Source organism: Pseudomonas sp. B2M1-30 (assembly GCF_025447575.1).
In the GTDB taxonomy this organism is placed as follows: Bacteria; Pseudomonadota; Gammaproteobacteria; order Pseudomonadales; family Pseudomonadaceae; genus Aquipseudomonas; species Aquipseudomonas botevensis.
The window spans coordinates 67104-93821 of the sequence record NZ_JAOEJT010000004.1 but is presented as its reverse complement, the minus strand read 5'-3'; the positions used below and the strand labels follow the sequence as shown (position 1 = coordinate 93821).

Genomic DNA, 26718 nt, shown 5'->3' with positions numbered 1-26718 from the left:
GCACACCGTGCAATGGCTCTCGCCGCTCTACACGCCAACTCCAGTCTTGCTACTCGTCTCGCACGCTACAACGCACACATGGCCAAAGCTCGCGCTCTCGAAGCCGCAGGCGGTGCCCAATGAACAACGCCCTCAGCTTTGCCCTGCCCGAAGATATTCTTAGCGTAAGCCAGCGCGCCGGAGCCGGTGTACCGATTGACGCTATCGCCTGCGCAATCGAGCGCGCCGACTCGGTGCTGACATTGCTCGAAGACCATTTTGAAGGTGAGTCGCGCCTCTCTAACCGTGTGATCGCCGCCGTCATTTGGGATGTTCGGGGCACTCTCGGTCTGATCAAAACCCTAGCGATGCACGGCGATAACACTTCTGTACCAGCAGATCTGAAAGGCGGTGCGCTATGAGCGCATTGACCACAATTGGCCGCACGGATTTTTCGCTCGCAAACGCACGCGGTTTGAAACTGTTCCGGGTAAACGCAGGGATCCCCGTCGAAGACGCGCTGGAGATCGCTTCGCAACTCCAAGAGCACGTTAACCAGCTTATCCGCGATGCTGCAATGAACGATCAAGGCGAGCGCTTTAGTTGGCCTGCCCTGTACTTGGGTGAAATGGCAAAAGCACTGCTCGATGACGTGACTCACACCCTGTTCGTGCCGAGGGCCAACACATGAGCCAGCGCCAGAACAGTAAAGTGAAACGTCCAAGCTTCGCCGACGTAAAAGCCGCCTCACTGAAGCACATTGAACGTGTCCTCGCGCACTGTCTGCCCAACGGAAAGCGTGTCGACGGCGGCAAGGAATACACCGCTCCCAATCCGACTCGCACTGACAAACGAGCGGGTTCGCTCAAGGTCAATTTAAACAAAGGCACCTGGGCTGACTTCGCCACCGGCGACAAGGGCGGAGACCTTATCGACTTGGTGCGCTACTTGGACGGCGGCACCGATGTCGAGGCGTGCGCGAAGCTGACCGAACTGCTGAACGTAAGCGTCGGTGCCGCGCAATCGGCTCCCGCTCAAGGAAAAGCCAAAGCGCCAACATGGACTGCCATACAGCCGATCCCGGCCGAGGCGATGAAACGTTGCCCTGTCCGCCATCGAGATCACGGCGCTCCGTCGAAAGTCTGGATCTACCGTGACGCCAACGGTCAGCCACTCATGGCGCTTTACCGTTTTGATCTCGGTCCAGATGAAGACGGCAAGCCCAAAAAAGTCTTCGCGCCACTGACTTGGTGCCAGCGCTCCAACAGCGAAACCACGCAATGGCGATGGCAGGGATTGCCTGACCCGCGCCCGCTCCTGCGCTTGGAAGAGTTGGCACTGCGCGATGCCGCACCTGTCGTGTTGTGCGAAGGCGAAAAAGCCGCCGACGCGGCAGGCGAATTGATGCTGGACTACGTGGCAACGTGCTGGCCGAACGGATCTAACTCTTGGCACAAGGCCGACCTGACAACACTCAAAGGGCGCTCGGTTGTGCTTTGGCCGGACAACGACAGCAGCGGCAAGTCGTGTATGGAAGAAGTCGCCAAAAAACTGCACGAAATCGGCGTCGAATCGGTCCGGTTCGTCGCGCTCACTGTGTTCAAACGCAAGCCCACTTTGAAGGACGATCAAGCAGCCTTTGCCAAAGGTGGCAAGTGGGACGACGGCGACGATGCCGCCGACGCGCTGGCCAAAGGTTGGACGGCAGCACACGTCGCCGAGCTGGAGCGCAGCGGTGAGCTTTTCGTCTCCCTCAACCACGAGCAGTCCGACGAACCTGCAGAGCCGAAAGCAGCAGCCGAACAACCTGCAAAATCGAAAACCGATTTGCTTCCCGGTGGTTTTCGGTTGGCCCCCGAAGGTGTGTTCTATACCGGCGATGATGGTGAATCACGGCCTGTGTGTTCCTCCTTGGAGATCCTCGCCCGTACTCGGGACGACAAAGGCCACAACTGGGGTCTTCTAGTTGAGTTCGACGACCCGGACGGTGCTAAAAAACGTTGGAACATTCCTGCTCGCAACATGACCGGCGACTTCGGCAAAGACGTATTAGGGCCGCTGGTGGATATGGGATTGCGCTTGCCTGGAACGCGCTCCGGTCGCAATGCGCGCAACGATCTTCAAAGCTACCTGCAAGGGTTCGATAGCAACGAGCGGGCACGGTTGGTCAATCGCCTTGGATGGCACGGGCCTGCATACCTGCTACCTGATCAGCAAATTGGCAACAGTCATGAGCATCTGTTCTTTTGCGATTCCGGGGCGCAGCTGCCACCTATCAGCGAGGCAGGGACGCTAGAGCAATGGCAGCAGCAAATCGGTGCGCTGTGTGCTGGCAATCACCGCTTAGCGTTTGTTGTGAGCGTGGCCTTTGCCGGGCCGCTGCTGCACTTGTTAGGGCATGAATCAGGTGGCTTCCATCTGTATGGCGACAGCTCCGGCGGCAAGACGACTCACCTACAGGTTGCCGCGTCGGTCTACGGCGGGCCGAGATTGGTCCGGTCGTGGCGCTCTACCGACAACGCGTTGGAGTCTATTGCCGCCGCGCATTCGGACGGCGTCTTGGTACTCGACGAAATCGGTATGTGTGATCCGCGCATCATCGGTGAAACGGTGTACATGCTCGGCAACGGCACGGGCAAAGCTCGCGCCAATGATCGAGGGCTAGCGGGCCGTCAAGTGCAAGAGTGGCGTTTGCTGTTTCTTTCGACCGGCGAAAAGACACTGGCGCAGCACATGGCCGACGCGAACAAAGAGCTAAAGGCAGGGATGGAAATCCGCATGCTGGCGGTGCCTGCGGATGCGAGCAAAGGCCTGGGCATGTTCGACGTGCTGAACGGGTTCGAAGACGCCGCCGCCCTGTCGGACGCACTCAAAGCACGAGTAGGCAAATACTACGGTACGCCGCTTACCGCATTCCTGTCAGCGCTGTGCAAGCCCGGTGAAATGCTCGGCTGGACAGCCATGTTGCGGCGCACGGTAGAGCGCTTTATCGCCAAAGCGCTTCCTGCATCCGCCAGCGGACAGGCGCATCGAGCCGCTGCTCGCTTCGGTCTCGCCGCTGCAGCCGGTGAACTGGCGACGGCACTTGGTGTTACTGGCTGGCCGGAAGGTACTGCGACCACAGCGGCGCAGGTTTGCCTCAATGCTTGGCTCGAAGAGCGCGGCGGTGCCGGGAACATGGAAGGCGACGCCATTGTGAGTCGATTGCAGCAGGTCATCGAGCGATTCGGTGAAAGCCGCTTCACCCGCTGGGACGGTCTTGCCGCCAAAACCGACGATCACGCACCACGGACCACCGACCGCCTCGGCTTCCGGCGCACAGTTGAACACGGCATGGGCGATGGCGTTTACACGTTAGTCACCTACTACTTCTTGCCCACCGCGTGGAGGGCGGAAGTGTTCAAGGGCATGAGCCTCACCTTGGTCAACCGGGAACTGATCGAGCGCGGGATTCTGGAAGCCAGCGCGGAAGGTCGTGCTGCGCAATCGGTGCGGCTCCCCGGGCTCGCCAAAACGAGAGCGTACGTGGTGCATGCCAACGCCCTCCTCTCCTCTGAAACCGAAGCCGCGTGAAGTAGGCGGATCGAGGAGAGCTGCCGGCCGCCTCGGGTCTGGCCCGCCCGGAATCCAATCGAATGAATATCAAAAACTGAAATGGAAGACTTCAAATGAGCGACTACCAAAAGCAAATCAAGCAACATCAAATCGAGATGGAACAACTCGAAAAGCAGCTGCCGAAACTCACTACAGCGGCCAAAGAAGCAAAGAGCTTGTATGAACATACGCGCCACAATCGTGCGCCATACCCACATGATGTGATCAATGCTCTCAGCAACGCGAAATCCGAAATAGCTCGCCATGCTTCCGAGATCAGACGCCTGCAAACGTTGGTCGATTGGGAAGACGGAATTCGATCTGCCAGTAGCAACATTAAAAAGGCACAGAAAGAAATCAGCCAGGTGCAAAACGATCTGCGAAAGCAGCAAGACAAACGCGCCAAGCTTTCGAACAAACTCGAAAGACTGGAAGAAGAGAAACGTACTGAAATTGAAAAGGCTCAATATGTCGAAAAACAAGCGGCTGCGAGCTACTCCGTAGCGCTGAGCGATGGGGATGACGCGGAAGAACAACGAGCGGAAAAGGCGCTCAGACAAGCTTCAGAGGCGCTTGCAGAGGCAACCCGTGACAAGCGGGGCATTGCAACTGCAACGCAAGCTTTGAAAGATGAAGTGGAGAAGCTCGAAGCAGCCATTGCAGAGAGTAACCAGACCTTGAAAGATCTGCGACACCAGCAGCTACGTGCAGCACGGTTCATGTGGGCCGATCGCCTAGACAAGGCAGCTCAGGACTTCGCCGCCATCGCAGCACACCTGCACGCGACGGAAAAGGCGATGGGGCGTTCGAGCTCTCTGACTGACCTCTACGTGCCACTGCATGTACCGTTCGGACCGAGGTCAATCAATGTAGATACGGTCACTGCGAAGGCAGGTGCAATCTCCATTGAGCAACTGATCGCCGCTTGATTGCCCGCGTCGCGACTATCAGTCGTGACGCTCCTCCCCCTAAACCGGAACATCACTCGCGGAACACCAAAGGTGTTCCGCGTAACTGGTGTTCCGGTTTATCGCATTTGGTGTTCCACCTCTGAAAGCCTTTATTTACTTGGCGTCTAGTGTTTCTGGAACACATGGAACACATGGAACACCGCGTTTTCGCTACCTACGGATTTGGCGTTCCCCTCGCCCCTTTTCACGGCGTGAACCTTCAGCGCGAACGGACGCGACGGATCGCTCCAGATCCGCCGATCTGATGTGTCCGACTCCTCCCAGGCGAAGGAGTCGTACGTTCAGATTTTATGGGTCCTCCCTAAAGGGGGCCCCCTACACGGGTTATCAGACTCGCGGTTTTCCTCCAGCTGAGCTTTCTGCAGGAATGTCCGTCTTTTTATCCTAGTTTCGATGTTGCGTTGACAGCCGCTTGTCCTAGCCTATAACTCCAAATAGACAGGTTTAAGACCACCCGTATTAATATGACTATAAGAAAACGAAAAACTAGAAAATCGCGACCGCTTTAAGTTCAAGCTTAACCACGCCCTCCCAGCCTTAATGATAGAGACCAGATTATGGACATTCTTGCACAATCCGCCTTAAAGGAATCTGGCTTAGGCGCTCGTTTGAATAATTACCGAACCGCATTAGATAATGATGACAACGAAGCCCAAACTAGATTTCACGTTATAGATTCTTTATTAAACAACGAATTAGATTGGAAAAAAGATTCGATAAGGGTAGAGCCATATATACCAAGAGCAGGGTACGCCGATTATGCTCTAGTAAAGGGACTGCGTTGCAGAGCGATTTTAGAAGCAAAACGCGACACTATTAGCCTAGTTTCATCAAATCAGACAGAGCTTTCCGTATTACCATTAACAAGTATCGCATTGAACGGCGCACAAGAAGGAATTGAGCAGGCACTACGCTATGCGGCTAAGCTAGGAGCACCGATTGGCATAGTCACGAATGGTAATCAGTGGATCGGATTTCTCGCATCTCGAGCTGATGGGCTGTCTCCTCAGCAAGGATTGGCGGTAGTTTTTCCAACCATCGATTCGCTAGTAAATAACTGGTCAAGATTTTATGAGTTTTTTTCTGACATCGGACTGGAGGAAGAACGTCTTTCTTCCTATATAAGAGAAAAAGAAATAGGCGCCTCTCCAATTTCCGTCAATTATTTCAAAGCTTTTGACAGGAGTTACAAGCGCATCCCATCGGTCAGCGATCTGGGCTATGCACTTGAAGAAATCTTCAGAAATTCATTTATAAAGATGAACAATCACTCCATGGATATTTTGGTAGATTGCTTTGTTGAAACCAAAGCAAGCGAGGAAACAGATATTGCTTTCGAGAAGATACTTGAAGAGCTCTTGGGTCAGGTAAGACGAGTTCAACAAATCGATAGTGCAGAACCGGAAGAACTACAAGCCCTATTAGAAACATCTGTAGAGCTAAAAACGGGTGAGTTCGTTTTGTTAGTTGGGAACAAAGGATCTGGAAAAACAACCTTTCTACAGCGTTTTTTTCAAAAAAAAATCCCCAAAGCCACTAAAGACCAAACAACGATACTTAGTGCAAACCTATTAAAAATTGAAGGTTCACTAGATCGCCTAACCGACTGGCTATCAAATAACTTAATCGACCAAGCGGAGCGCGCATTATTCGGTACCTCTACACCGAGCTTTGACGATTTAAGAGGTGCATTTTGGAATCGGTACCAACGCATGAGGGTTGGAGAACTAGCGCCCTTATATGAACGAGACAGAGATGCCTTCAGACAACGTTTCGGAGAAGAACTTAGAAGTCTAAGACTGACGCACCCTCGTGAATACCTTCTGTCATTGCTTAAAAATTCCTTAGCGGGCCGAAAGCGCTTGCCCGTCCTCATTATAGACAATGTCGATCATCTCCCCAGGCTTATACAAGACTCCGTATTTCAATACGCTATCGGAATATCCAGCAGCGTTGCATCTTTTATAGTTTGTCCTGTTACGGACACCACGGTATGGTCTCTGACTAAAGCTGGTCCACTACAAAGTCTCCACTCAAGAGCATTTTTCCTTCCTGTCCCGAGCTTAAGGGAGGTATTTTCTAAGCGCCTCGACATATTGAGGGCAACACCTTCGCTCGCTGGGGCGGCAGGAAAGAAAGTGAGCGGCGTAGTAGGACAAGGATGGAAACTCGAAATTACGGACCTTGAATCATTCTGCACATCTGTTGAAGCAATATTCGTATCTAGCTCGGAAGTTACTACACTCATCGGAAAACTTTGCAACTATGATGTCAGGAGAAGCTTAGAGCTAGCTGGTTCGCTGCTAGCATCCCCATGGATCGGACTAGAAGAACTTCTGAGATTATATGTAGCCAAAGGGGAAACCACATTACGTCGAACCGGATTGCTAAACGCATTAATCTTACAGAAAGGAACCTTATTTGATGAAGACAAACACAGTTTCCTGCTCAACATATTCGCACGCCCACCTGGAACTGCCTCATCTCCTTTTATGGCTCTCTACATTCTTCGCTACTTGATGAATATTGACGAGCACGCATCTAACACCAGAGACAAATTTGTTAGAATCTCAGAACTTTGGTCTATTTTCTCGGCACTGCTCATCCCAAGAGAAACTTTCAGACACTTTATGGATAGGCTATTTGCAAAAGGACTACTTGAATGTTACGACCCATCAGAAAAAAATCTCAGCGATGAAACTTTGGTACGTATCAGCCCTGCAGGCGCTGCACACTATAAACTAACACTAAGCGACAATGTATATATATCACAGATGGCTTTAGTAACACTTTTAGAACGGGAGAACATTGCGATTGAAATCCGTGAAGAGGCAAAGAAGGAACACCCTGGCTGGCTAAAAATTTGTCGACTAGTACTTACAGAGCTCATTGAGGAGGATTCTCGCTTAATTCAAATTACGCCAGTCGGATTATTTGCTTTTATTGGCGCGGTTCGCCAGGACTTAGAAAATTTACTATCATTTGTCTCGCGTCGCCCCGCCAAATCAACATCTCGATTCCACTCTTAGCCTAAAACTGAAGTTGGCTAGCAAAGGAGAAGTGGCATCCCATGCTAGCCGAGGCTATCTATATAGCGATTGCTTGGCTGTCTGAAGACTCTTCGAAACTTTCCAAATCGTCTACTAACTCGTCCATTGTCGATTCATCTTCCAAAGCCTCTTTTTCAGCAAGTCTTAATAAGTAGTCCGTACCAAATGGATGTATTTGAGCCAGCATGTTATCAAAACGCTCCCAATCCCTCTTAATATTGAACTTCACGGAAAGATCTCTAAAATCAATAATTCTAGAAACAAGCTCAGAGTCGGACCAAATACGGCCAGAGTGAAAAGCGACAGTGAGAGCAGCGCTGGCATGCTGGCTTCTACCATCTAAGACAAGAGGACTAGAGATACTTCTAATGCGTGCCACCTCCTCATCTGAAAGAATAGGACTCCAAGAATTTCGCTGCAAACCTATGCAGCCATGTAACGCGAAAGAGAACAAACTGTGCCTTACACTCAAATCCAACTTTAAATAACTATCCAGCAAAAAATTCAGAACTTTTTCAGAAACGCCTTCAGCTACGCCTTTATAATGAACATTAAGACCCCACGTCCACAAGGCGACATGCGCAATAGCTTTACTATCACTAAATAATAAAACCTCCAACTGGGCAGCCATTTGTTTGCCTACGATATTATTATTAGACCTACGCACACCGCTATTCCACAACACGCCAACCGCGGTCATTAGTCCAAGACAAACTTTTTCTTCACTAGTATCGACCAACAAATCATTAATTTCCTTCTGCCCAGCAGATGAGAACCAATAGTCCCGAATATTTCTAAAGGCCGCGAAGCACGCATAGCTATTTCTCACCCACGCATCTACAGGGGTGTCTAGATTTTTGTAAAGCAGCCAAGCCTGGTGTAATAGCTCACCCGCATATGGACCTCGACACAAGGCCTTCCAATCAACCGCAGACTTACAACCTTTCGCAAAATAAGTTACGAGACTCAATGCCTCCGTTAAAGTCTCAGGGCTTGCTTCCGCCTCCTCAATCAAACTCTGAACTAATCTAGCAATGGCGGCAGGCAGAGAATTAGGATGACTTAGCCACTCCTTTTTACCTGAAAATCCCTTACCAGAATCCATCTTTCGTTTTAACACCGCTCCTTTATTAACCAGTTCTCTTATTAAAGGATCCGCGCGCTTACGCGCCAACACAGCGGTCATAGGTACAACTTCCTTCCATTCGTCGGAAACAAGCCGTGGTTTTATAACTTTTAGAATTGATGATTTGGAATCATATCCGTCGTAATGCCCTTCAACAATTGCAAGCGCTGCCAAATACTCTTGAAATGTTAAATGCCTAAACTGATAAAATGGAACTGCCCGTCCATTTTCAACCTGATGGCCAGCCTCTAACAAGAGGCTGGAGCGAAGCTCTACTCTCTTGAGAAACTGAAATGGGGTGTCTTTCGCATAGCGACTAATCTGGGGAACATTTTCTCTCGCCTTTTCTAAAAGTAAGAGAAGCTCCCTTTCGGTTGCTGTCTGCTTACCCTCCTTCATAAGCTCATAGGCGATATATGAAAGCTGGGGAATAGCCTCTTTAGTATTAAGCGCCTCGTGCCCTTTAATATTCCAAGTATCTAAAAGAACTTCAACGGCGCGACCGTATAGACTAACCCTATCAGGCGGAAGCCTACCCGCACCATGTTTAACTACCAGAAGCATCGTGAGGAGCAGTGGATTTTCTGCCAGTCTTCTCAAGGCATCATTTGAAGTCAGCACCTGCGAGAGTGAATGAGCCTCCTCTATTGCCTCTGGAGAGCCTCCAACCATAAGTTTGTGCCAATGACTGCTGAGCGACCGTATTGCATCGGAACTCAATGGAGCTACTCGCCATTGTTCACAATACTCAGCTAAGTATGGCGCCACTAAGTTGAACCCCGCCTCGCGACTCGTCACCACAAGCTTCGTTCTTTGGTATTGATCTAAGAACGCCCGAAGATTTTCTACGAAAACTGTTCGATCAGCATCATCATGAATCTCGTCCAACCCGTCGACTAAAAGTAAGACCTTCCCTTGTTTAAAAAGAGGAATTAATGCTGAGTTCAACCCTGCTAGATCTGGCTGACCTGTAATGTCTGGTAAACTCTTTAAGAGAGTCGCAATCGGAAGTTTTATATATGCGCGCCATTCTCGGCATCTTATCAAAACAGGGGTCAGATCAATATCAGGCAGATTATCATCACTTTTTGATCGTCTATCGGGACTAGCATATGCAACCGCAAGCCTCTTCAAAAGCAAGCTTTTCCCTCCACCAGGTAATGCTAGAAGAGCCAAGCCTTTAGTCTTACTAAAGATATTCCCGAATGACTGTGGGTCCTCACTCTTCTTCCTTTTCCAGTAAGTTAACTTTGCCAGGCGGGAAGGATCATCTAAAGAAACGTCGGGAGGACATGGAACTAACTCGAGTGGAACAAATAAGCGTTCAAGGTCGAATCGACGTTGAGCTGTATCCATATCAGCTCTAACGCCTTCAATAGTCATCTGCCCACAATCTCTTACGAGAAATTCTCGATAGTTTTCTAGTAGCTTACTGCTCCTATCTACTTTTGGAGGTCTTTTCGTTTTTGATGAGGAGGTGGCTGGCCTAATCCCCCCACCAAAAATATGATTAAGAAAAATTGGAAGATCAGTATATTTAGCTCCAAAACTCAGAGGATCAACAAAGCCTATCCAAGCTGGATCAGCGTGTCTTAGCTCGCATTGATGCTCAGATACCAACGCATAATGCTGAAGAGCTGAAGCTCCCATATGGCTTCTCAGCCAACCTATTAAGGCTGAAAAATTTGGATCTGCAAAGGTGTCTCCGCACCCTATAAAAAGAAGACGCTTAAACGAGCTCAAATGCCTTTGAAAAAGATCACGAGCCTCGCTATTCAATGCTCCATCGTAATCCCTAATCCCAAGAACACAAGTATCAGGCTGTTGCCAACACCCATGTAAATGCAATATACCTGTTTCCTCCCTCCTCATCCACGCTGTAGTTTTTCGCGTATCGGTAAGGGCAATTGAAGGCAGGCCAGTTACACTTTCCAGCAGCGAATCATAATTCAAAGTGCATATGGGAATGCCCATGCGCGCTATAGATTCTATAGAATTAACTACCTCCGCGTTTTTTGGTACGACACCCGCGAAGGACTCGCTCAACCAGCGAGCATAAAGATCACCGTTAGGAGCTCCCAGCTTTCTCCCAACAAATTCAGCAGCGCTTAAAAGGTCATCTATGTCATCGGATTGCAGCTGATTTTTCCAGAAGTCAATTTGATTAGTAGAAATTTTCCCTTTTGTACCGCCAAAAGAAAAGCCACTTTCAACTAGCCCAGCCCAAGACAATTGCTTATATTCATTATTTGTTAAAGAGATGCTAACCCCAGTCCCAACAATAACTACCAGCTCATCTTTAGCTATAGATTCCTGAATATTCTTAATTTCCATTGTTTTTGTCATTTTTTAATTCTTTATTGTATAAATTGTATAAACATTTCATTCTACAAAATTTTATTTTTCATCCGCATAACCAGCAAAGGCGTTGTCTTTCATAAAGTTTTGATATCACCCCACGCAAGTGAACACCAAACAAAATTTTAGATACGCAGCTGAAATATTTTTTCTGCACAACAACCTTGAGCAGAGAGCGCTTTATTCGCGAAAGCTTGCAAGCATTCCTTTTATGTATCACTACTGTATTCCAATAAATAAAAAATTTCTTTAACGCTAATAAAAAAAGCGCTACACCCATCTGGTTCAAATGCTCCCGGCACATCACCTTGAGGCCGGCCGGACAAATTTCCTTGAGACCCACCCTTCGATTTCTAGCCCCTCATGCTTGTAGGTAACGAGCAACCAGTCCCGGTTATTCGAATCGACTACCTCGAGAGTAGCAAACTTCGGAAGGGCTAAAATTACATCGGCTTTGATGCCAGGCGCCTCACGGAGATTTACCCCTTGTACCTTTGTCAGACGAAAGCTGCGCTTCAAGTCTGCAGGCATATCGCACATTGCACTGCGCACAACCTTGCGTGCCTGCGCTAATGATTGGAACGCCTGGAGCCGTTGCTGCATATCGCATACTGATTCGCGAAAATCATTCCACTTTGCCATTTCAGAGTAGAGCGTATGTAGAGCAGCAAAAAACAAAATCAAAAATGCCATTGCTTTGACGGTAAGTTTTTGATTACTACCTTCGCTCTGCAGCGACTGAACAATTTCAGCCTCAACGTCCTTTGAAGCAGAAAGAGTACCAGCACCACCATATTCCGCTTGGCTGAGACCATCGAATGTAGTTATACCTTCGCCCTCATACTCCTCAATCAGGGACTCAATTTTTTTCGGGTCCGTTGTTACCAGTAAATTGAATATTGGAGATGTCTGGAGGGTCTCAAAGCTACCTAAAATTGACCTCAAAGAGATTGAAGAGTGGGTTTGGTCTACCACCGCCATCATCGCTTTGAGCGAGTCTGACGGTTGTAGCAACCTCTCTACAGCTGTCAGTGCTGCTTGATACTTGCGCGTAGGAGCCATCGCTTTCTCGAGGGCGTCCAGCGCTGCCTGATACTTGCGGGTAGGAGCCATCGCTTTCTCGAAGGCGTCCAGCGCTGCCTGATACTTGCGGGTAGGAGCCACCGCTTTCTCGAAAGCGTCCAGTGCTGCCTGATACTTGCGCGTAGGAGCCATCGCTTTCTCGAAAGCGTCCAGTGCTGCCTGATACTTGCGGGTAGGAGCCATTGCTTTCTCGAAGGCGTCCAGCGCTGCATGGTGCTCGTGACTGGGAGGAAGTTGCGGCTCATCCTCCAGTTGCTGCGTAAGGTATTCCTCGCCCGTCATCGAACCGCTCCCTAGAGAAAAAAGTACATGTCGCAGAGCAGAAACGAGCCGTGCTGATGCGAAGCTCCCGTAGTATATGCAAGGTATCGAAGGGCATGTCTTCATGCAGAAACAAGCATTTTGTATCCCGACTTGTATCCCTTCGTTTAAAATAGCTCTGCAAATCACGGCCCTTATGGAACACTCGAGTCTCCCTCGGGCACCAAAATCAAGAAAGGTCTTGCTTTGCAAGGCCTTTTTTTTCGTCTGCCGGAAAGTGCCGATGGCCATCCGGCGAGATCTCACAAAGGTTCACCCCATGGAATCGTCCCTGGAAACAGTCGCTCTTTTCTCCCTCAAACTCGCTTATGAGGAAGAAGGCCTGAGCCCGATCCTGCGGGACGATCTGGTCATGGGCGATTACGAGAGAGACGTGTTCGAACTGCTGGTGCGCCGGGGAGATGTCGAGACGATTCAGCTCAAGATGAAAGAGTGTCTGACTCTGGCGCTGGATGCCTTGGGCGGCGTGGACAAACCATTGGGGCGTGAGCTGCACAAACTGTCCATCGACTTCAGCCAGGCAGGGTCGATGGAGCTGCTGGATGCGCCGCTCCTCGCCCTCAAGCGTTATTTGAAAGACGTGCTGTAAGACCTCACAGAAGATGCCGGGAGATGTGCTTCGAAATCTCCACCATCGACGTCTTCCCGGTGAATTCGAACTTCACCTTCCCCAGCGACGAAAAGTAAATTTCCAGTTCCGAGTCCAGATCAAACGTCCCGGACGTTTCGACGGAGTACGCGACGATGTTCTTGTACGGCAAGGAGGTGAAATCCTTTTTGCTACCGGTAATGCCCTGGACGTTGACCGCAATGATGCGTTTGTTGGTGAACACCACGCCATCGCGCATGGCCTTGTAGGAGTCGATCACCTCTTCGCCATCCAGTAACAGCGCGGTCACGCGTTCGGCGTACTCGTCGTTCTGCTTGAGTTTGAAGAAGCCTTTATTGTTGAAGTCGATCATCTGAGCATCCTCCGGATAAAGAACAATATTTGATGCTCAGTCGAGCGCCTTGACGACTCGAATGTCGACGGGAAACCCACCCGCTCCCGCCAGCGTCTTCCACCCGACATACTGAAAGATCCCGTCCCGGTCAATGTTGTCGCCTCTTTCCACCATTTTTCCGTTCAGTACCGCGACGTTTTTATGGACGGCACAAGCGCCATCCGACGCACCGACGGTGTAGATCACATAGGGTTTGACGTATTGCGCGGCGCGAAAATGTCGGCCGCATCCGAAATCGACGGTGATCATCAACGTCTTCAGATTCGCTTCGCCATCCAGCTCTGCGTGCTGGTCGAGCTGGCCGATCTCGCCGACGTCGCTGAAACCCAGAGCCCGAGCGCGTTTGTACTCCGGGGAGCTCAGGTGAGCGGCTTGGGCTTGTCGGAGATGTTGATCGATCTCGTCGTCGTATACCGCGCGCTCCTTGGTGACGATATCTTGCGCCCGGGTGATGAGTTTTTCGCAGCGTGCGTAATCGGGGGAACCGAGTTTTGACGGGGCGAGGTGTTTACGGTGTACCGAAACGGTTCGCAGCGGACTCTCGATATAGAGCATGGAATTCCTTGCGGACTGGCTACCGTTCTGCAGATTGGTTATCGCCCGCTGCAGGTGCTGGCAATCGGAGAGGTAGGTCTTCCAGGCGTACTCCGGCGTTTCTTCCCAGTCGTCGGCATACGCCGGGGTCATCACGACAGCGAGGGTGGTCGCGCAGAGCAGGCGAAAGGCCGCGGTGAAAATGGGCATGTGTAATCCGTTACGGTGATGAGGAATGGCGCGACGCTACTATTTTGTCATCTGGCCGTCCAATAGAACGGAGTGCCTGGACGGTTGCTCCGCACTCGCGCCGGATTAAGGAAAGTGCTCGATGAAAACCCTGTGACGACCGGAATCTGTTTCTCGCCAATCTCGCCGAGGCGGGTGCCGGTCTGGTCACGATCATGGTGGAGTCGATCCTGTTCGACTCTGCTTTTCATTTCTCTCAATTTTTAGCGGGTTTTTGCTATCTTGCTGGCCACTATTGCAGCGGGCTCGACGCGTGCTGACTTGAGCAATTTTGAAGGTTAAAGGAAAGGATCGAATGGAGTTTCTGCGTTTTCTGGCATTTGTCGCGGCCTGGGGTTTCATGTGGCGCTGGGTGGTGAAGAATCGCGGCAGCTGGAATCTGTTCATCGGCAACCTGATCGGTGCGGTGGGCGGTTTCATTGTCGGTGTCGTGGTGTTGTCCATTACCCTGTCGCTGTTTCCGTCTGCGCATAAAACGGAACAACAGCAACCAGAGAGGGCGGTGACCTCGGAAGCCCGGCCAGCCGTGACGAAGGTCGAGCCTGCTCCTGTACTGATCCCACCTTCCGAGTCCGCTCCCGCTGTGGCATCCGACAACCTGCCGGTATTTGTCGCCAGCGCAGCGCAGAATCAGCCTTCACCGCCCGACTCCGCTCTCCTGCCCAACTTCAGTAAACGTCTGACAGCCTCGGTGTCGGAAAAGAAGGTCGAGGAGACTGTCGGCGCCAATTTCGTCGCCCTGCGCAAGGCGATCGGCAGCGATCCGAATGGCGACAAAGCGATACTGGCCTCGGTCATGTGCCTGCCGTTCATCCAGGGCGCCATGCGTTTTCCGGCAGCGGCGGTCGTGACACCTCAAGCCAAGACCAACAGCACGCGGTTCAAGGATCAGACCTACACCATCAGCAACACAGTCACCGCCCGCAACATGCTCGGTGACGACGAACTCTACCGCTTCGATTGCTCGATTCAGCGACTGCCGGCCAACGATTCCGGTTATGCCGAATGGCGCCTGCTGGGGTTGAAACTGGAAAAAGCCGGTTCTTAAGCCTCGTTTAAGGGTTGAAGGCGCCGGCTGCGCTATCATCGCCGGCCTGTGCGCCTTGAGCCTTGCCCGCTGATGTCTCGACCCTCCCCTGACCTCCATCCGTTGCCAGCCGTATTGGCCGGCCCGCTGTTGCGACGGCTGGAGCCAACACGACTGGTGCTGTGGCTGGTCGGCACGCGACCGCTGGCGCTGACCTTGCGCCTGCAAGGTGCAGGAGAGTTCCCTCTCGACACGACGACATGCACGGTCATTCCCGTAGGCACTCAAGCGTTCATCCATCTGATTGATGTCCGTCTCGAAAACGCCCTGCCCTGCGACACCCGCATCGACTATGACCTGCTGATTGACGGCCAGACCCCCATCGCCGATTGGGCGCCACACCTGCTCTACGGGGAGACCGCAAGTCCGAACTTCGTTCTGCGTTCGCGGATCGACCAGTTGCTCCATGGCTCTTGCCGCAAGCCCCATCACCCGGCGGCGGACGGTCTGTTATGCGTCGATCAATTGCTCGCCGCTGAATCCGATCCGCAACAACGCCCCGCCCTGCTGATGATGAGCGGTGATCAGATCTACGCCGACGATGTGGCCGGTCCGATGCTGCGGGCCATTCACGCGCTGATCGAGCGCCTGGGTTTGTTCGACGAACACCTCGAAGGCGCAGTGGTCAGCGACAGCGCCCGACTCTACGAACACCCGGCCAGTTACTACCACCGCGCGGATTTGTTACCGGCGCTCGAGAGCAACGAGACATTGCGCGAGCGATTTTTCGGTGGCGCGCGTAAGCCGATCTTCACCAGCAGCAGCGCCGACAATCATCTGGTGACGTTTGCCGAAGTCGTGGCGATGTACCTGCTGGTGTGGTCGCCGACCGCGTGGACACTGATCAATCCGCAAGCGCCAGTGCTGACGCCAGAGCGGCACAAGCGCTATCGCCTCGAACAGACCCGGCTCGACGGGTTCAAGGCTGGCCTGGGCAACGTCGCCCGCGCATTGGCGCATTTGCCCAGCCTGATGATTTTTGACGACCACGACATCACCGATGACTGGAATCTTTCCGCGCAATGGGAGGAAACGGCCTACAGCCATCCGTTCTCCCGGCGGATCATCGGTAATGCGTTGATCGCCTATATGTTGTGCCAGGGTTGGGGCAATAACCCGGAGGCTTTCAGCGAGGTGCTGGAGAAAACCCGTCAACTGAGTGCCAGCGGCGACGACCAATACCTCGACAACCCGCTGCAGAATGAACTGATCGATGACCTGCTGCGCTTTCAACACTGGCATTTCGTGTTGCCCACCAGCCCGGCGCTGGTGGTGCTCGACACCCGCACCCGCCGCTGGCGCAGTGAGATGGCGCTCAAGCAACCGTCAGGCCTGCTGGATTGGGAAGCCCTGTGTGAGCTGCAACAGGAACTGCTCGATCACCCTTCGGCGATCATCGTCTCGCCAGCGCCAATCTTCGGTGTGAAGTTGATTGAGACCGTGCAACGGGTCTTCAGTTGGTGCGGTTATCCGCTGCTGGTGGATGCGGAAAACTGGATGGCCCATCGTGGCGCCGCCCAGGTCATCCTGAACATTTTCCGACACTCGCGTACACCCGGCAGTTACGTGGTGCTGTCAGGCGATGTGCATTATTCCTTTGTTTACGAAGTGCTTATCCGACACCGCAAGGCCGGCCCACGGATCTGGCAGATCACCAGCAGCGGGATCAAGAACGAATTCCCGCCGACCCTGCTGGAGTGGTTCGACCGCCTCAACCGCTGGCTCTACTCGCCTCGTTCGCCACTCAACTGGCTGACCAAACGCCGACGCATGCGCATCGTGCCGTACACTCCCGAGCATGCCGAAGCAGGCGAACGGCTGTGGAATTCGGCGGGTATCGGCCAGGTTTTTTTCAATGATCGGGGGCAGCCGCAGGACATCATCCAGCACAACGCGAACGGCACGCCGAAGACACGGATGCTGGCGCCGGATTTGACGGATTATCCAGATTAGGCACAAGTCCTACATCAGCCTGTATTGGATGGCAGACTTGCCGGAAAGAGCTTACAAAAGTCGCAGAAACGTCTCGAAGAGACTTCGGTGATACTCAGTGCATCGTAGATAGCCCGTCTGTGACACAACCACTGGTAGGTATCGTCTTGTCATCATGTACTCATTTCTGTACGTTCTTCGCATCAGGCGAGGACTACAATATGCACACCATCAACTACACCACAGCCCGTGCACATCTGGCTGAAACCATGGATCGGGTCAATGAGGATCAAGCACCTCTATTGGTAACGCGCCAAAAAGGCGAGCCTGTTGTGATGATGTCTCTGGCTGAATACAACGCACTCGAAGAGACGGCGTATCTGCTGCGCTCTCCAGCCAATGCCGAACGGTTAATCAAGTCGATTGGCGAAATGCGTGCTGGAAAAGCCAAAGCCAGGCAATTGATCGAAGAATGAATATCGAGTTCACGCCAACGGCCTGGGAAGACTACTTATGGTTTCAGCAAAACGATAAAACCGGTCTTAAGCGCATCAATCTATTGATCAAGGCGATCCAACGCCAACCATTCGAGGGGGTAGGCAAACCTGAGCCGCTCAAGCACAACATGAGCGGCTTATGGTCACGGCGAATAACTGCAGAGCATCGTTTGGTCTATGCAGTCGATGGCCCAGAAGTCTGCATCATTTCGTGCAAGTATCACTACTGAACAAAAGTCAATCACGACCCAACGCCCGCGCCACACCTCTGGCAATCATCCCCACCTCCCGCTCATCAATCGTCAGCGGTGGCAGCAGCCGTATGGTCTTGCCCCGCGTCACGTTGATCAACAACCCATGATCCCGCGCAGCGATGAGCGTGAGATCGCGAATCGGCTGTTTCAGTTCGATCCCGATCATCAACCCTTGTCCACGAATCGCCAGCACATTGGGGTTGTCCGCCAGTTCCGCCTGCAGCCGGGTCAGCAAGCATTCGCCCTGAAGCCGGGCATTTTCCAGCAGGCCTTGGTCTTCGATGATGTCGAGAACGGTGCAGCCGACCCGGCAGGCCAGCGGATTGCCGCCAAACGTGCTGCCATGGCTGCCGGGGGTGAACAGATCCGCCGCCCGGCCCCGCGCCAGGCAGGCACCGATCGGCACGCCATTGCCCAGGCCTTTGGCGAGGGTCATCACGTCAGGGACGATGCCTTCGTGCTGGAAAGCAAACCAGCGCCCGGTGCGGCCGATCCCGGTCTGGATCTCGTCGAGCATCAGCAGCCAGGCGTGGCGGTTGCACTGTTCGCGCAGGGCCTTGAGGTAACCGGGCGGCGCCAGTTGCACGCCGCTTTCGCCCTGGATCGGCTCGACCAGAATCGCCACGATGCGCTCGCCATGCTTTTGCCGCACCTGCTCCAGCGCCGCCAGATCGCCAAATGGCACTTTGACGAAATCCCCCGGCAATTCGTTGAAACCCAGGCGCACCGCCGGGCCGTCACTGGCAGACAACGTACCCAGCGTTCGGCCATGAAACGCATTGGTCATCACCACCACCAACGGCTGTTCGATACCCTTGCGCCAGCCGTACAGGCGCGCCAGTTTCAGCGCGGTTTCGTTGGCCTCGGCGCCGGAGTTGTTGAAGAACGCCCGCCCCATCCCCGACAGTTCGGTCAGTTTCTGCGCCAGCCGCCGTTGCCAGTCGATGCTGTAGAGGTTGGAGGTGTGCAGCAGCAAACCGGCCTGCTCGCTGATCGCCGAAACGATCCGTGGGTGCGAGTGGCCGACGTTGGTCACCGCCACGCCGGCGACTGCATCCAGGTATTCGCGCCCCGCCTGATCCCACAGTCGGGTGCCCAGCCCCTTGGTGAAACTCAGGGCCAGCGGTTGGTAGGTGTTCATCAGGGCGGCGGTCATGACGTCAAACTCCAGTGAAGGTCGGTGTACGGGCAGTATGGTTAGCCACCTGAACTGGATAAACTCGGCAAAACTTCAATCATTTAAAAGCAGAGCTTGATAATGGACTTGTTTCAGTCGATGGGCGTCTACGTCAAAGTCGTGGAAACCGGCAGCATGACCGCCGCCGCCCTGCAATGCGAAATGTCCACGACCATGGTCGGCAACCACCTGCGGGCGCTGGAGCAACGACTCGGTGTACAACTGCTGCAACGCACCACCCGCCGGCAGCGCTTGACCGAGTTCGGTTCGGTTTACTACCAGCGTTGCCTCGAAGTGCTGGGTCTGGTGGCCGACTCCGAACGTCTCGCCGAACAGGCTCTCGATGAACCGCGCGGCGTCCTGCGCATCACCGCGCCGCTGACCTTTGGCGTCGAGCGCCTGGCGCCGGCGCTCAGTGAATTTTCCCTGCAATGCCCACAACTCAAGCTTGATGTGGCGCTGACCAATCGCCGGCCGGATCTGCTGGAAAGTGGCCTCGACGTGGCGTTCCGTCTGGGCAATTTCGAGCAATCCAATCTGATTGCCCGGCCCCTGATCGATTACACCCTGACCGTCTGCGCCTCTCCCGCCTACGTCGCCCGGCGCGGTATGCCGCATACGCCGCAGGACCTGCAACAGCATGACTGCCTGTCATTCGCCTACCCCGCCGGCGATGACTGGCAATCGGTGGAAAAGCAGTGGCGCCTCAGTGGCCCGGACGGCGAAATCATGGTCGACGTCAGCGGGCCGATGCTGATCAACAGCTCCGCCGGCCTCCATCAGGCGGCACGTACCGGCATGGGCATCGTGATGTTGCCCGATGCGCTGGTGGAGCAGGATCTGCGCGAAGGCCATCTGGTAAAGGTAATCCCCGACTTCCAGCCACCCAGCCGCCCGATGCATCTGCTTTACGCACCGGATCGCTATCGGTTGCCGAAACTGCGTCGGTTCGTTGAGTTCGCCGTGCAGACATGGGGAAAAGCTGATTGCCGTGAGGCATCAGCTACGCTCAAAAACAGCCTTCAAGGACTTGATCAACCATGAACAGCAATCTGACCATACGCGACGTTCTGCCCTGCGAAGTGGAATCGGTGAGGATCTTTCTCGGGCAACACGGCTGGGCGCACCGAATCGGATCTGCCGAATACTTTTCGCAGTTGGTCCACAACTCTCAACGAACCGCCGTCGCCCTGAATGGCGAGCAAATCATCGGTTTCGCCCGCGGCATTACCGACGGTTTATCCAACGGGTATTTGTCTATGGTCGTGGTTCACGGCCAGCACCGGCGAAAAGGCGTTGGCCGCGCATTGGTTGAGCATGTCATGGGCGACAACCCCGGTATTACCTGGGTGCTGCGCGCCGGACGTGAAGGTGCGGAAGCCTTCTTCGCCAGCTTGGGTTTTGAAACATCGGTGATTGCGATGGAACGCCCCAGATTGAAATAACCGCCGATCACCCTGACAACGGCTATGATCCAGCTTCCTTTTCAGCACGGATGCTGCGCGATGCTCGCCATTTTGCAAAACACCCCGCTCTGGGTTTATGCAATTTTTCTGCTTCTTGTCTACTTTGGCCTCAAGGCACGCACGTCCAGCCATGAGAGCCGGCTCGCGATGCTGGTGACGCCCCCTGCATTGATTGCGTGGTCGCTGCTTTCAATGGACCTGACGTTCAATCCAGCCCTTTCACTGAGTTATTGGTTCGGCACGATGTTGCTGGGCGGTGGCTCGGCATGGCTGTTGTTTTCGCCTCAAGGAGTGGTGCTCGACGATTCGCAAAACGGTCTGGTCGTGCCCGGCACCTGGAAAATGCTTGTGTTGTACCTGCTGTTTTTCGCGGTGAACTATTACTTCGGTTATCAGGATGCCGTGCATCCGGAACAGGCCTCTGCCCCGGATACACTGCTGTTCAAGACTGCCGCATCGGGCTTTGTCTGCGGGTTGATCGGCGCTCGCTCGCTGAAGCATTACCGGCTACTGCGTACCCTTCTGACTCAGCCCTCACGAGTAAGTGCGCAATAAATCACGACCCATTCTTCACCAACGCAGGTTTTTCCTGATAGCGCTGGGCAAACAACTGCTTCAACTGCGCCACTTTCGGCAAATCGTTGATCACGATGTACGGATAACTCGGGTGTTCGGTGAGGAAGTCCTGGTGATAGTCCTCCGCCGGGTAGAAACCGTTGTAGGTCTCCAGCCGCGTGACAATCGGTTTGCCGAAGACATGCGTGGCGTCCAGTTGCGCAATGTAGGCCTGTGCCACACGTTGCTGATCGGCATTGACCGGGAATAGCGCCGAACGATACTGCGTGCCGCTGTCCGGCCCCTGACGGTTGAGTTCGGTCGGGTTGTGAGCCACCGAGAAGTAGATCTGCAGCAGGCTGCCGTAGCTCACCTGCGTCGGGTCAAAAGTAACCTGCACCGACTCGGCATGCCCCGTATCGCCTTCGCTGACCTGCTCGTAGTCCGCCGTATTGGCCGCACCACCGGCGTAGCCCGAGACAGCGTTCTGCACCCCTTTGACGTGCTGGAAAACACCCTGCACACCCCAGAAGCAACCTCCGGCAAATACCGCCGTTTCGCTGTGCGCCTGGGTGTTTTCATCGAGGGTGGGTGGCGGAATAACGACGCCGTCCCCGGCACCGAAGGAAAACGCCGAGCACTGCCCGATCACGCCAACGGTCGCGACGCCCAACAGGACACGTCGCCAGATATTTCGAGTTTTCATGCTGGGTACTCCTGATCAGCCGAAGGTAAAGGCGTAAGCCGACACGCCCGGGTCCAGAAATTCGATGCTGAAGGTTCGATCCTTCACCTCGGCGGTTTGCCGCACCAATTGATACAAGCGTTGTTCCGTCACCCGGCCACTGCCATCGGGGGCGACATCGACACCGTGGGCATCGCCTGGCGCTTGGCCGTCGATCAGCACCTTGAAGCGCACCGGTTTACCGTCCGCGCCAGGTCCCAATACCAAGTGCAGATCACGGGCATGAAAGCGATAAACGATGCGACTGGCCGGCGCGCTGGCGGTGGCGTGTTCGGCGCCCACCGACCACTGCCCACCTAGGCTCCAGTCATTCAGTGCGAGATCGGACGGCGGGTTGTAGGCCGCAACCTTGTCAGGCACCAGGCTGGTTTCCGGTATGAAATGTTCCGCGCGCTGGTAGCCGACATAGGTTTCCGGCGATTGCACCTGATTCATGTCCGGTGCGAGTTGCACGCCCTGGGCATCGGCATTGATCAAGCCGTCGGCCACCGTTTTCGCACCGGCTTCGCGCAACAATTGCTGAATGACCCGTTCCGATTCGGCGTATTCTCCTTCGCCAAAATGGTGGTAACGAATGCGCCCCTGGGCGTCGGCAAAGTAATGCGCCGGCCAGTATTCGTTGTTGAAGGCGCGCCAGATCCGGTAGTCGTTGTCGATGGCCACCGGGTAGTTGATCCCCAGCTCTTTCATGGCTTTGGTGACGTTGCCCACATCCCGTTCGAAGGCGAACTCCGGTGCATGCACACCGATCACCACCAGCCCCTGATCGCGGTACTTCTCCGCCCAGGCCTTGACGTAGGGCAAGGTGCGCAGGCAGTTGATGCAGGAGTAGGTCCAGAAATCCACCAGCACGACCTTGCCCTTGAGTGCCTGCGCATCCAGCGGTGGCGAGTTGAGCCATTGCACCGCCCCCGCGAGCGGCGGCAACTGGCCCTCGACCGGCAGCGAGGCCGGCGCTTTGGCCGCCATTTTCATCGCGCCACCCGCAGCCATCATGCTGCCGTTCGCTGCATCACCCGCCGCAGGAATCTGCGCCATCATCGTGCCGTTGGCCTGGGGTGATTTTCCGGACAGCTTGCCCACCAATGCCTGTTCCAGACCGCCGGTCGAGGCCGTCGAGACCCGGGCCAGAATCCCGGTATCGAGGCCCAGCGCAATTGCCGCGACACCGGCCAGCATGGCCGCACCCAACCCGCGCCGAATCCACTCCCCCGTGCCGATCGAGCGCTTCATCAGGGCGAAGACTTTACCGCCCAGCAGCAGCGCGGCGGCGAGCGATGTCGCGGCACCGGCGGCGTAGGCCAGCAGCAACAAAGTGGTGGCGATGCTTGCCCCTTGCAGCGCGGCACCGGTCAGAATCAGCCCCAGAATGGGGCCGGCGCAGGGAGCCCAGAGCAGCCCCGTGGCGACGCCGATCAGAAACGAAGCGCCGGGACGCGGACGATTGTCTTGACCGGCGGCTTCCGACAGACGACTGCCGGCCGAGACCAGAGGCCGGGTCAGGCGCTCGGCCAGACGCGGCAGCAGCAGTGTCAGCCCGAACAGCGCTACGAACAGCAACGCGAGCCAGCGACCGTACTGATTGACTTGCACCACCCAACCGCCGCCCACCGCCGCCAACGAGGCGACGAGCGCGAAGGCCAGCGCCATCCCCGCCAGCAGCGGCAAGCCACTCTTGATAAACGGCTGCCCGGTGCGAGCGAAGACAAAGGGCAGGACCGGCAAGATGCACGGGCTGACGATCGTCAGCACACCACCGAGATAAGCGAGAACCAAGAGCCACATAATGTCGTCCTGTAGAAAGTGAAGATCGCAAGCGGGCCATGACTCACACCGCTGCCGGCTTGAACGTCATTGCCAGGCCATTCATGCAGTAGCGCAGGCCGGTGGGTTTTGGCCCGTCATCGAAGACATGCCCCAGATGTCCGCCGCAGCGGCGACAGTGAACCTCCTCCCTCGACATGCCGAAGGAGCGATCCTGGCGCGTGGCCACGGCATGCTCCAGCGGCGCCCAGAAACTCGGCCAGCCGGTGCGGCTGTCAAATTTGGTCTCGGACGAAAACAGCGCCAGGTCGCATCCGGCACAGGCGAAGTGACCGGCCCGATGCTCGTTGTTCAGCGCGCTGCTGTAGGCCCGTTCGGTGCCCTCCTCGCGAAGGATCCGGTACTGCTCGTCGGTCAGCAGCGAACGCCATTCACTGTCGCTGTGCGTCACTTCGAATACCTCTTCGGCATGGGCCTCGCTGACCAGCGCGGTGGCCGTGGAAAATTTTGGCAATACACCGCTCACCAGCGCTGCAACGCCCAGCCCGCCGCCCGCTGCCAGAATCTGTCGTCGTGAAAACATGGCCTTCTCCAAAAATTCCAGATGCCTGTCGTGGATCACAGCCTAGGCTTGGGTTGATCGCCAAATCCTCACGGGAAGTTAAACAATTCGTGATAACTCGCCGGAGGGAAAACCCGCACAATGCGCTCATTGCGCCGCAAGGATTCAGCTCCATGGAACACACCAAACGCGTCCTGGTGGTCGAGGACGACCTGCACATCGCCGACCTGATTTGCCTGCACCTGCGGGACGAGCAATTCGAGGTCGTGCACAGCGCCGATGGCGACGAAGGCATGCGCCTGCTGCAACAAGGTCACTGGGATGCCCTGATCCTCGACCTCATGCTGCCGGGCGTCGACGGCCTGGAAATCTGCCGCCGTGCCCGCGCCATGGCCCGCTACACGCCGATCATCATCACCAGTGCCCGCTCCAGCGAACTGCACCGCATCCTTGGCCTCGAACTGGGGGCCGACGACTACCTCGCCAAACCGTTTTCGATGCTGGAACTGGTGGCCCGGGTCAAGGCGTTGCTGCGCCGGGTCGACGCCATGGCGCGCAACCTGAAAATGGATGCCGGCAGCCTGAGTATCGATGGCCTGACCATCGATCCGATCACCCGCGACGTCGCCCTCGCCGGCCAGCGACTTGACCTGACACCACGGGAGTTCGACCTGCTGTATTTCTTCGCCCGCCAGCCGGGCAAGGTGTTCTCGCGAATGGACCTGCTCAATGCCGTGTGGGGCTACAGCCACGAAGGCTACGAACACACGGTCAACACCCACATCAATCGCCTGCGGGCGAAAATCGAAACCGACCCGACACAACCCGTGCGCATTCTCACGGTATGGGGGCGGGGGTATAAGTTCGGCACAGGTACAGAGCCATCATGAAACTGACCCTGACACAGCGCCTGTCTCTGGTGTTTGCCGTGTTGCTGCTGATCTGCTGCGGCACTTCCGCATGGTTGCAGGTGCGCTCCAGTCAGATGCATGAGCTGGAAGTCGTGCAAGGTCTGTCCCGGGATCTGGCGACGCACATCGCCCACGACACGGTGCTGATGGACAGCAACGGTCTGATGCCCGGCGCCGTGCGTGAGCTGTTCAGCCAGTTGATGCTGGTCAACCCGAGTGTCGAGGTGTACCTGCTCGACACCGAGGGCCGGATTGTCGGCAACGCCGCTCCCGAAGGGCGCCTGCGTCGGCAGACGGTCGACCTCGCACCGGTCCGGCGCCTGCTCGACGATCAGCCGCTGCCGATCCTCGGCGACGACCCGCGCAGCGTCGACGGACGCAAGGTATTCAGCGCTGCGCCGTTGCAGGTCAACGGCAAGGCCGCCGGCTATCTGTATGTGGTGCTGCTCAGCGAAGCGCATGACCGCTTTGCCGAGCGCGGCGCCACCAGCGCGGCGCTCAATACCGCGCTGATGTCGATCGGACTGGTTGCGCTGTTGTGTCTGATTGCTGGTCTGACAGCATTCAACCTGATTACCCGACCGCTGCGGCGCCTGACCGAAACCGTGAGTCGCTTCGATATCGATGGTGCTCCACAACCGTCGCCTGTCGTACCGACCGTTGTGGATAACACCGCCGACCCGGATGAAATCGCCGTGCTCGACGTCGCCTTCCGGCAAATGCAGAACCGCCTCGGCGAACAGTGGCGCTCGCTGACCCGCCAGGATCAGGAGCGCCGCGAACTGGTGGCGAACATTTCCCACGATTTGCGCACACCACTGGCCTCCCTGCACGGTTATCTGGAAACCCTGTCACTCAAGGATGCAACGCTGACTGCACCCGAGCGACGTCGCTACCTGGGCATCGCCCTCGATCAGAGCCGCAAGGTGGGCGGGCTGGCGCAATCGCTGCTGGAACTGGTGCGCCTTGAACATGGCTTCGTGCAACCGGTGCTGGAGCGCTTTGCCCTGACCGATCTGGTGCAGGACATCTTTCAGAAATTCGAGCTCGGCGCCGAGGCACGACGGATTGAACTCAAGGCGAACTTCTCTGCCAATCTGCCCGGCGTCTGGGCCGACCTCGGGCTGATCGAGCGCGTGCTGACCAATCTGGTCGACAACGCTTTGCGCCATACGCCTCAGGATGGCGAAATTCAGTTCGACCTGGCCGCCCAGGGCAAACGGGTCGAAATCACCGTCAGTGACACCGGGCCGGGTATCGCGGCGGAACTGCGCGAAAGTCTTTTCCTGCGCCCGTTCAACATCGGCGGCGCGCGACGTGACGGCGGACTGGGGCTGCGTATCGTGCACCGGATCCTGCAACTGCATGGGCGCGAGATCCGGCTGGTCGACGTTCCGGGGCGCGGCGCGACCTTTCGCTTTTCGCTGCCGGTGGATCAGCAGAGCGCCGAACAGGGGCTGGTGCGCTCGATGAACCTGAATCCAGCGGACAAATAATCG

At 55.2% G+C, this 26718-nt stretch carries 23 protein-coding genes; 15 read left to right on the top strand and 8 right to left on the bottom strand.

All coding sequences use genetic code 11. From position 1 onward, the window contains the following. Positions 1-119: 119 nt before the first annotated feature. The 5 genes from N8H74_RS09950 (at position 120) to N8H74_RS09930 (ending at position 7573) form a co-directional block, all read left to right on the top strand. Positions 120-401 (top strand): hypothetical protein, encoded by a 282-nt coding sequence (locus tag N8H74_RS09950; protein ID WP_262147256.1) that lies wholly within the window; start codon positions 120-122, stop codon positions 399-401. Further along, positions 398-670: a DUF3077 domain-containing protein gene (locus tag N8H74_RS09945; protein WP_262147255.1), complete on the top strand. Its 273-nt coding sequence runs from the start codon at positions 398-400 to the stop codon at positions 668-670. The genes N8H74_RS09950 and N8H74_RS09945 overlap by 4 nt, the downstream gene beginning before the upstream one ends. After that, complete coding sequence (locus tag N8H74_RS09940; RefSeq protein WP_262147253.1) at positions 667-3552, top strand: DUF927 domain-containing protein; 2886 nt, start codon at positions 667-669, stop codon at positions 3550-3552. The genes N8H74_RS09945 and N8H74_RS09940 overlap by 4 nt, the downstream gene beginning before the upstream one ends. A gap of 95 nt (positions 3553-3647) precedes the next feature. Next, positions 3648-4502 (top strand): hypothetical protein, encoded by an 855-nt coding sequence (locus N8H74_RS09935; RefSeq protein WP_262147251.1) that lies wholly within the window; start codon positions 3648-3650, stop codon positions 4500-4502. A gap of 599 nt (positions 4503-5101) precedes the next feature. Then, the gene (locus N8H74_RS09930) at positions 5102-7573 is read left to right on the top strand and encodes an AAA family ATPase (protein WP_262147250.1); all 2472 of its coding nucleotides are present in this window, start codon (positions 5102-5104) and stop codon (positions 7571-7573) included. A 58-nt stretch (positions 7574-7631) separates the two neighbouring features. Here N8H74_RS09930 and N8H74_RS09925 read toward each other — a convergent pair whose 3' ends face one another. Both N8H74_RS09925 and N8H74_RS09920 read right to left on the bottom strand, forming a co-directional pair. Then, positions 7632-11054 carry an SIR2 family protein gene (locus tag N8H74_RS09925; RefSeq protein WP_262147247.1) on the bottom strand — a complete coding sequence of 1141 codons (3423 nt, stop codon included), beginning with the start codon at positions 11052-11054 and terminating at the stop codon, positions 7632-7634. A gap of 327 nt (positions 11055-11381) precedes the next feature. Then, positions 11382-12443 (bottom strand): SH3 domain-containing protein, encoded by a 1062-nt coding sequence (locus N8H74_RS09920; protein ID WP_262147246.1) that lies wholly within the window; start codon positions 12441-12443, stop codon positions 11382-11384. 298 nt (positions 12444-12741) lie between these two features. Between N8H74_RS09920 and N8H74_RS09915 the strand changes: the two genes are divergently transcribed. Next, positions 12742-13071: a hypothetical protein gene (locus N8H74_RS09915; RefSeq protein ID WP_262147244.1), complete on the top strand. Its 330-nt coding sequence runs from the start codon at positions 12742-12744 to the stop codon at positions 13069-13071. 4 nt (positions 13072-13075) lie between these two features. On the opposite strand, the gene N8H74_RS09910 is transcribed toward N8H74_RS09915, so the two are convergent. Together N8H74_RS09910 and N8H74_RS09905 are read right to left on the bottom strand one after the other, a co-directional pair. Next, positions 13076-13444, bottom strand: a complete 369-nt coding sequence (locus N8H74_RS09910) for a PH domain-containing protein (RefSeq protein ID WP_217833952.1) — start codon at positions 13442-13444, stop codon at positions 13076-13078. Between the two features lie 36 nt (positions 13445-13480). Beyond that, positions 13481-14230, bottom strand: coding sequence for a hypothetical protein (locus tag N8H74_RS09905; RefSeq protein ID WP_262147242.1), 750 nt, complete (start codon positions 14228-14230; stop codon positions 13481-13483). A 334-nt stretch (positions 14231-14564) separates the two neighbouring features. Between N8H74_RS09905 and N8H74_RS09900 the strand changes: the two genes are divergently transcribed. The 4 genes from N8H74_RS09900 (at position 14565) to N8H74_RS09885 (ending at position 18015) form a co-directional block, all read left to right on the top strand. Beyond that, positions 14565-15317 (top strand): hypothetical protein, encoded by a 753-nt coding sequence (locus N8H74_RS09900; RefSeq protein WP_262147240.1) that lies wholly within the window; start codon positions 14565-14567, stop codon positions 15315-15317. A gap of 72 nt (positions 15318-15389) precedes the next feature. Further along, positions 15390-17309, top strand: coding sequence for an alkaline phosphatase D family protein (locus tag N8H74_RS09895; RefSeq protein ID WP_262147238.1), 1920 nt, complete (start codon positions 15390-15392; stop codon positions 17307-17309). Positions 17310-17509: 200 nt separating this feature from the next. Continuing rightward, complete coding sequence (locus N8H74_RS09890; protein WP_217833956.1) at positions 17510-17764, top strand: type II toxin-antitoxin system prevent-host-death family antitoxin; 255 nt, start codon at positions 17510-17512, stop codon at positions 17762-17764. Next, positions 17761-18015, top strand: a complete 255-nt coding sequence (locus N8H74_RS09885; protein WP_217833957.1) for a Txe/YoeB family addiction module toxin — start codon at positions 17761-17763, stop codon at positions 18013-18015. Before N8H74_RS09890 ends, N8H74_RS09885 begins: the two co-directional genes overlap by 4 nt. A gap of 7 nt (positions 18016-18022) precedes the next feature. Here N8H74_RS09885 and N8H74_RS09880 read toward each other — a convergent pair whose 3' ends face one another. Then, positions 18023-19195 carry an aspartate aminotransferase family protein gene (locus tag N8H74_RS09880; RefSeq protein WP_262147236.1) on the bottom strand — a complete coding sequence of 391 codons (1173 nt, stop codon included), beginning with the start codon at positions 19193-19195 and terminating at the stop codon, positions 18023-18025. Positions 19196-19297: 102 nt separating this feature from the next. Between N8H74_RS09880 and N8H74_RS09875 the strand changes: the two genes are divergently transcribed. From N8H74_RS09875 to N8H74_RS09865, 3 genes are read left to right on the top strand one after another with little or no spacing between them, the layout of a single operon-like run. Next, entirely contained in the window at positions 19298-20260 is a 963-nt protein-coding gene (locus tag N8H74_RS09875; protein WP_262147234.1) for a LysR family transcriptional regulator, read from the top strand. Beyond that, a complete protein-coding gene (locus tag N8H74_RS09870) occupies positions 20257-20661 on the top strand; it encodes a GNAT family N-acetyltransferase (RefSeq protein ID WP_262147232.1) in 405 nt (134 codons plus the stop codon). The genes N8H74_RS09875 and N8H74_RS09870 overlap by 4 nt, the downstream gene beginning before the upstream one ends. Positions 20662-20721: 60 nt before the next feature. After that, entirely contained in the window at positions 20722-21237 is a 516-nt protein-coding gene (locus N8H74_RS09865) for a hypothetical protein (protein WP_262147230.1), read from the top strand. 1 nt (position 21238) lies between these two features. Here N8H74_RS09865 and msrA read toward each other — a convergent pair whose 3' ends face one another. From msrA to msrB, 3 genes are read right to left on the bottom strand one after another with little or no spacing between them, the layout of a single operon-like run. Next, the gene (msrA, locus tag N8H74_RS09860; protein ID WP_262147228.1) at positions 21239-21943 is read right to left on the bottom strand and encodes a peptide-methionine (S)-S-oxide reductase MsrA; all 705 of its coding nucleotides are present in this window, start codon (positions 21941-21943) and stop codon (positions 21239-21241) included. Positions 21944-21958: 15 nt separating this feature from the next. Next, positions 21959-23767, bottom strand: a complete 1809-nt coding sequence (locus N8H74_RS09855) for a cytochrome c biogenesis protein DipZ (protein WP_262147226.1) — start codon at positions 23765-23767, stop codon at positions 21959-21961. A 43-nt stretch (positions 23768-23810) separates the two neighbouring features. Continuing rightward, a complete protein-coding gene (msrB, locus tag N8H74_RS09850; RefSeq protein ID WP_262147224.1) occupies positions 23811-24329 on the bottom strand; it encodes a peptide-methionine (R)-S-oxide reductase MsrB in 519 nt (172 codons plus the stop codon). A 152-nt stretch (positions 24330-24481) separates the two neighbouring features. Here msrB and N8H74_RS09845 point away from each other — a divergent pair, with 152 nt between their 5' ends. Both N8H74_RS09845 and N8H74_RS09840 read left to right on the top strand, forming a co-directional pair. Then, on the top strand, positions 24482-25198 hold the full coding sequence (locus N8H74_RS09845) for a response regulator transcription factor (protein WP_262147222.1): 717 nt from the start codon (positions 24482-24484) through the stop codon (positions 25196-25198). Beyond that, complete coding sequence (locus tag N8H74_RS09840) at positions 25195-26715, top strand: HAMP domain-containing sensor histidine kinase (RefSeq protein WP_217833966.1); 1521 nt, start codon at positions 25195-25197, stop codon at positions 26713-26715. Before N8H74_RS09845 ends, N8H74_RS09840 begins: the two co-directional genes overlap by 4 nt. Positions 26716-26718 lie beyond the last annotated feature (3 nt).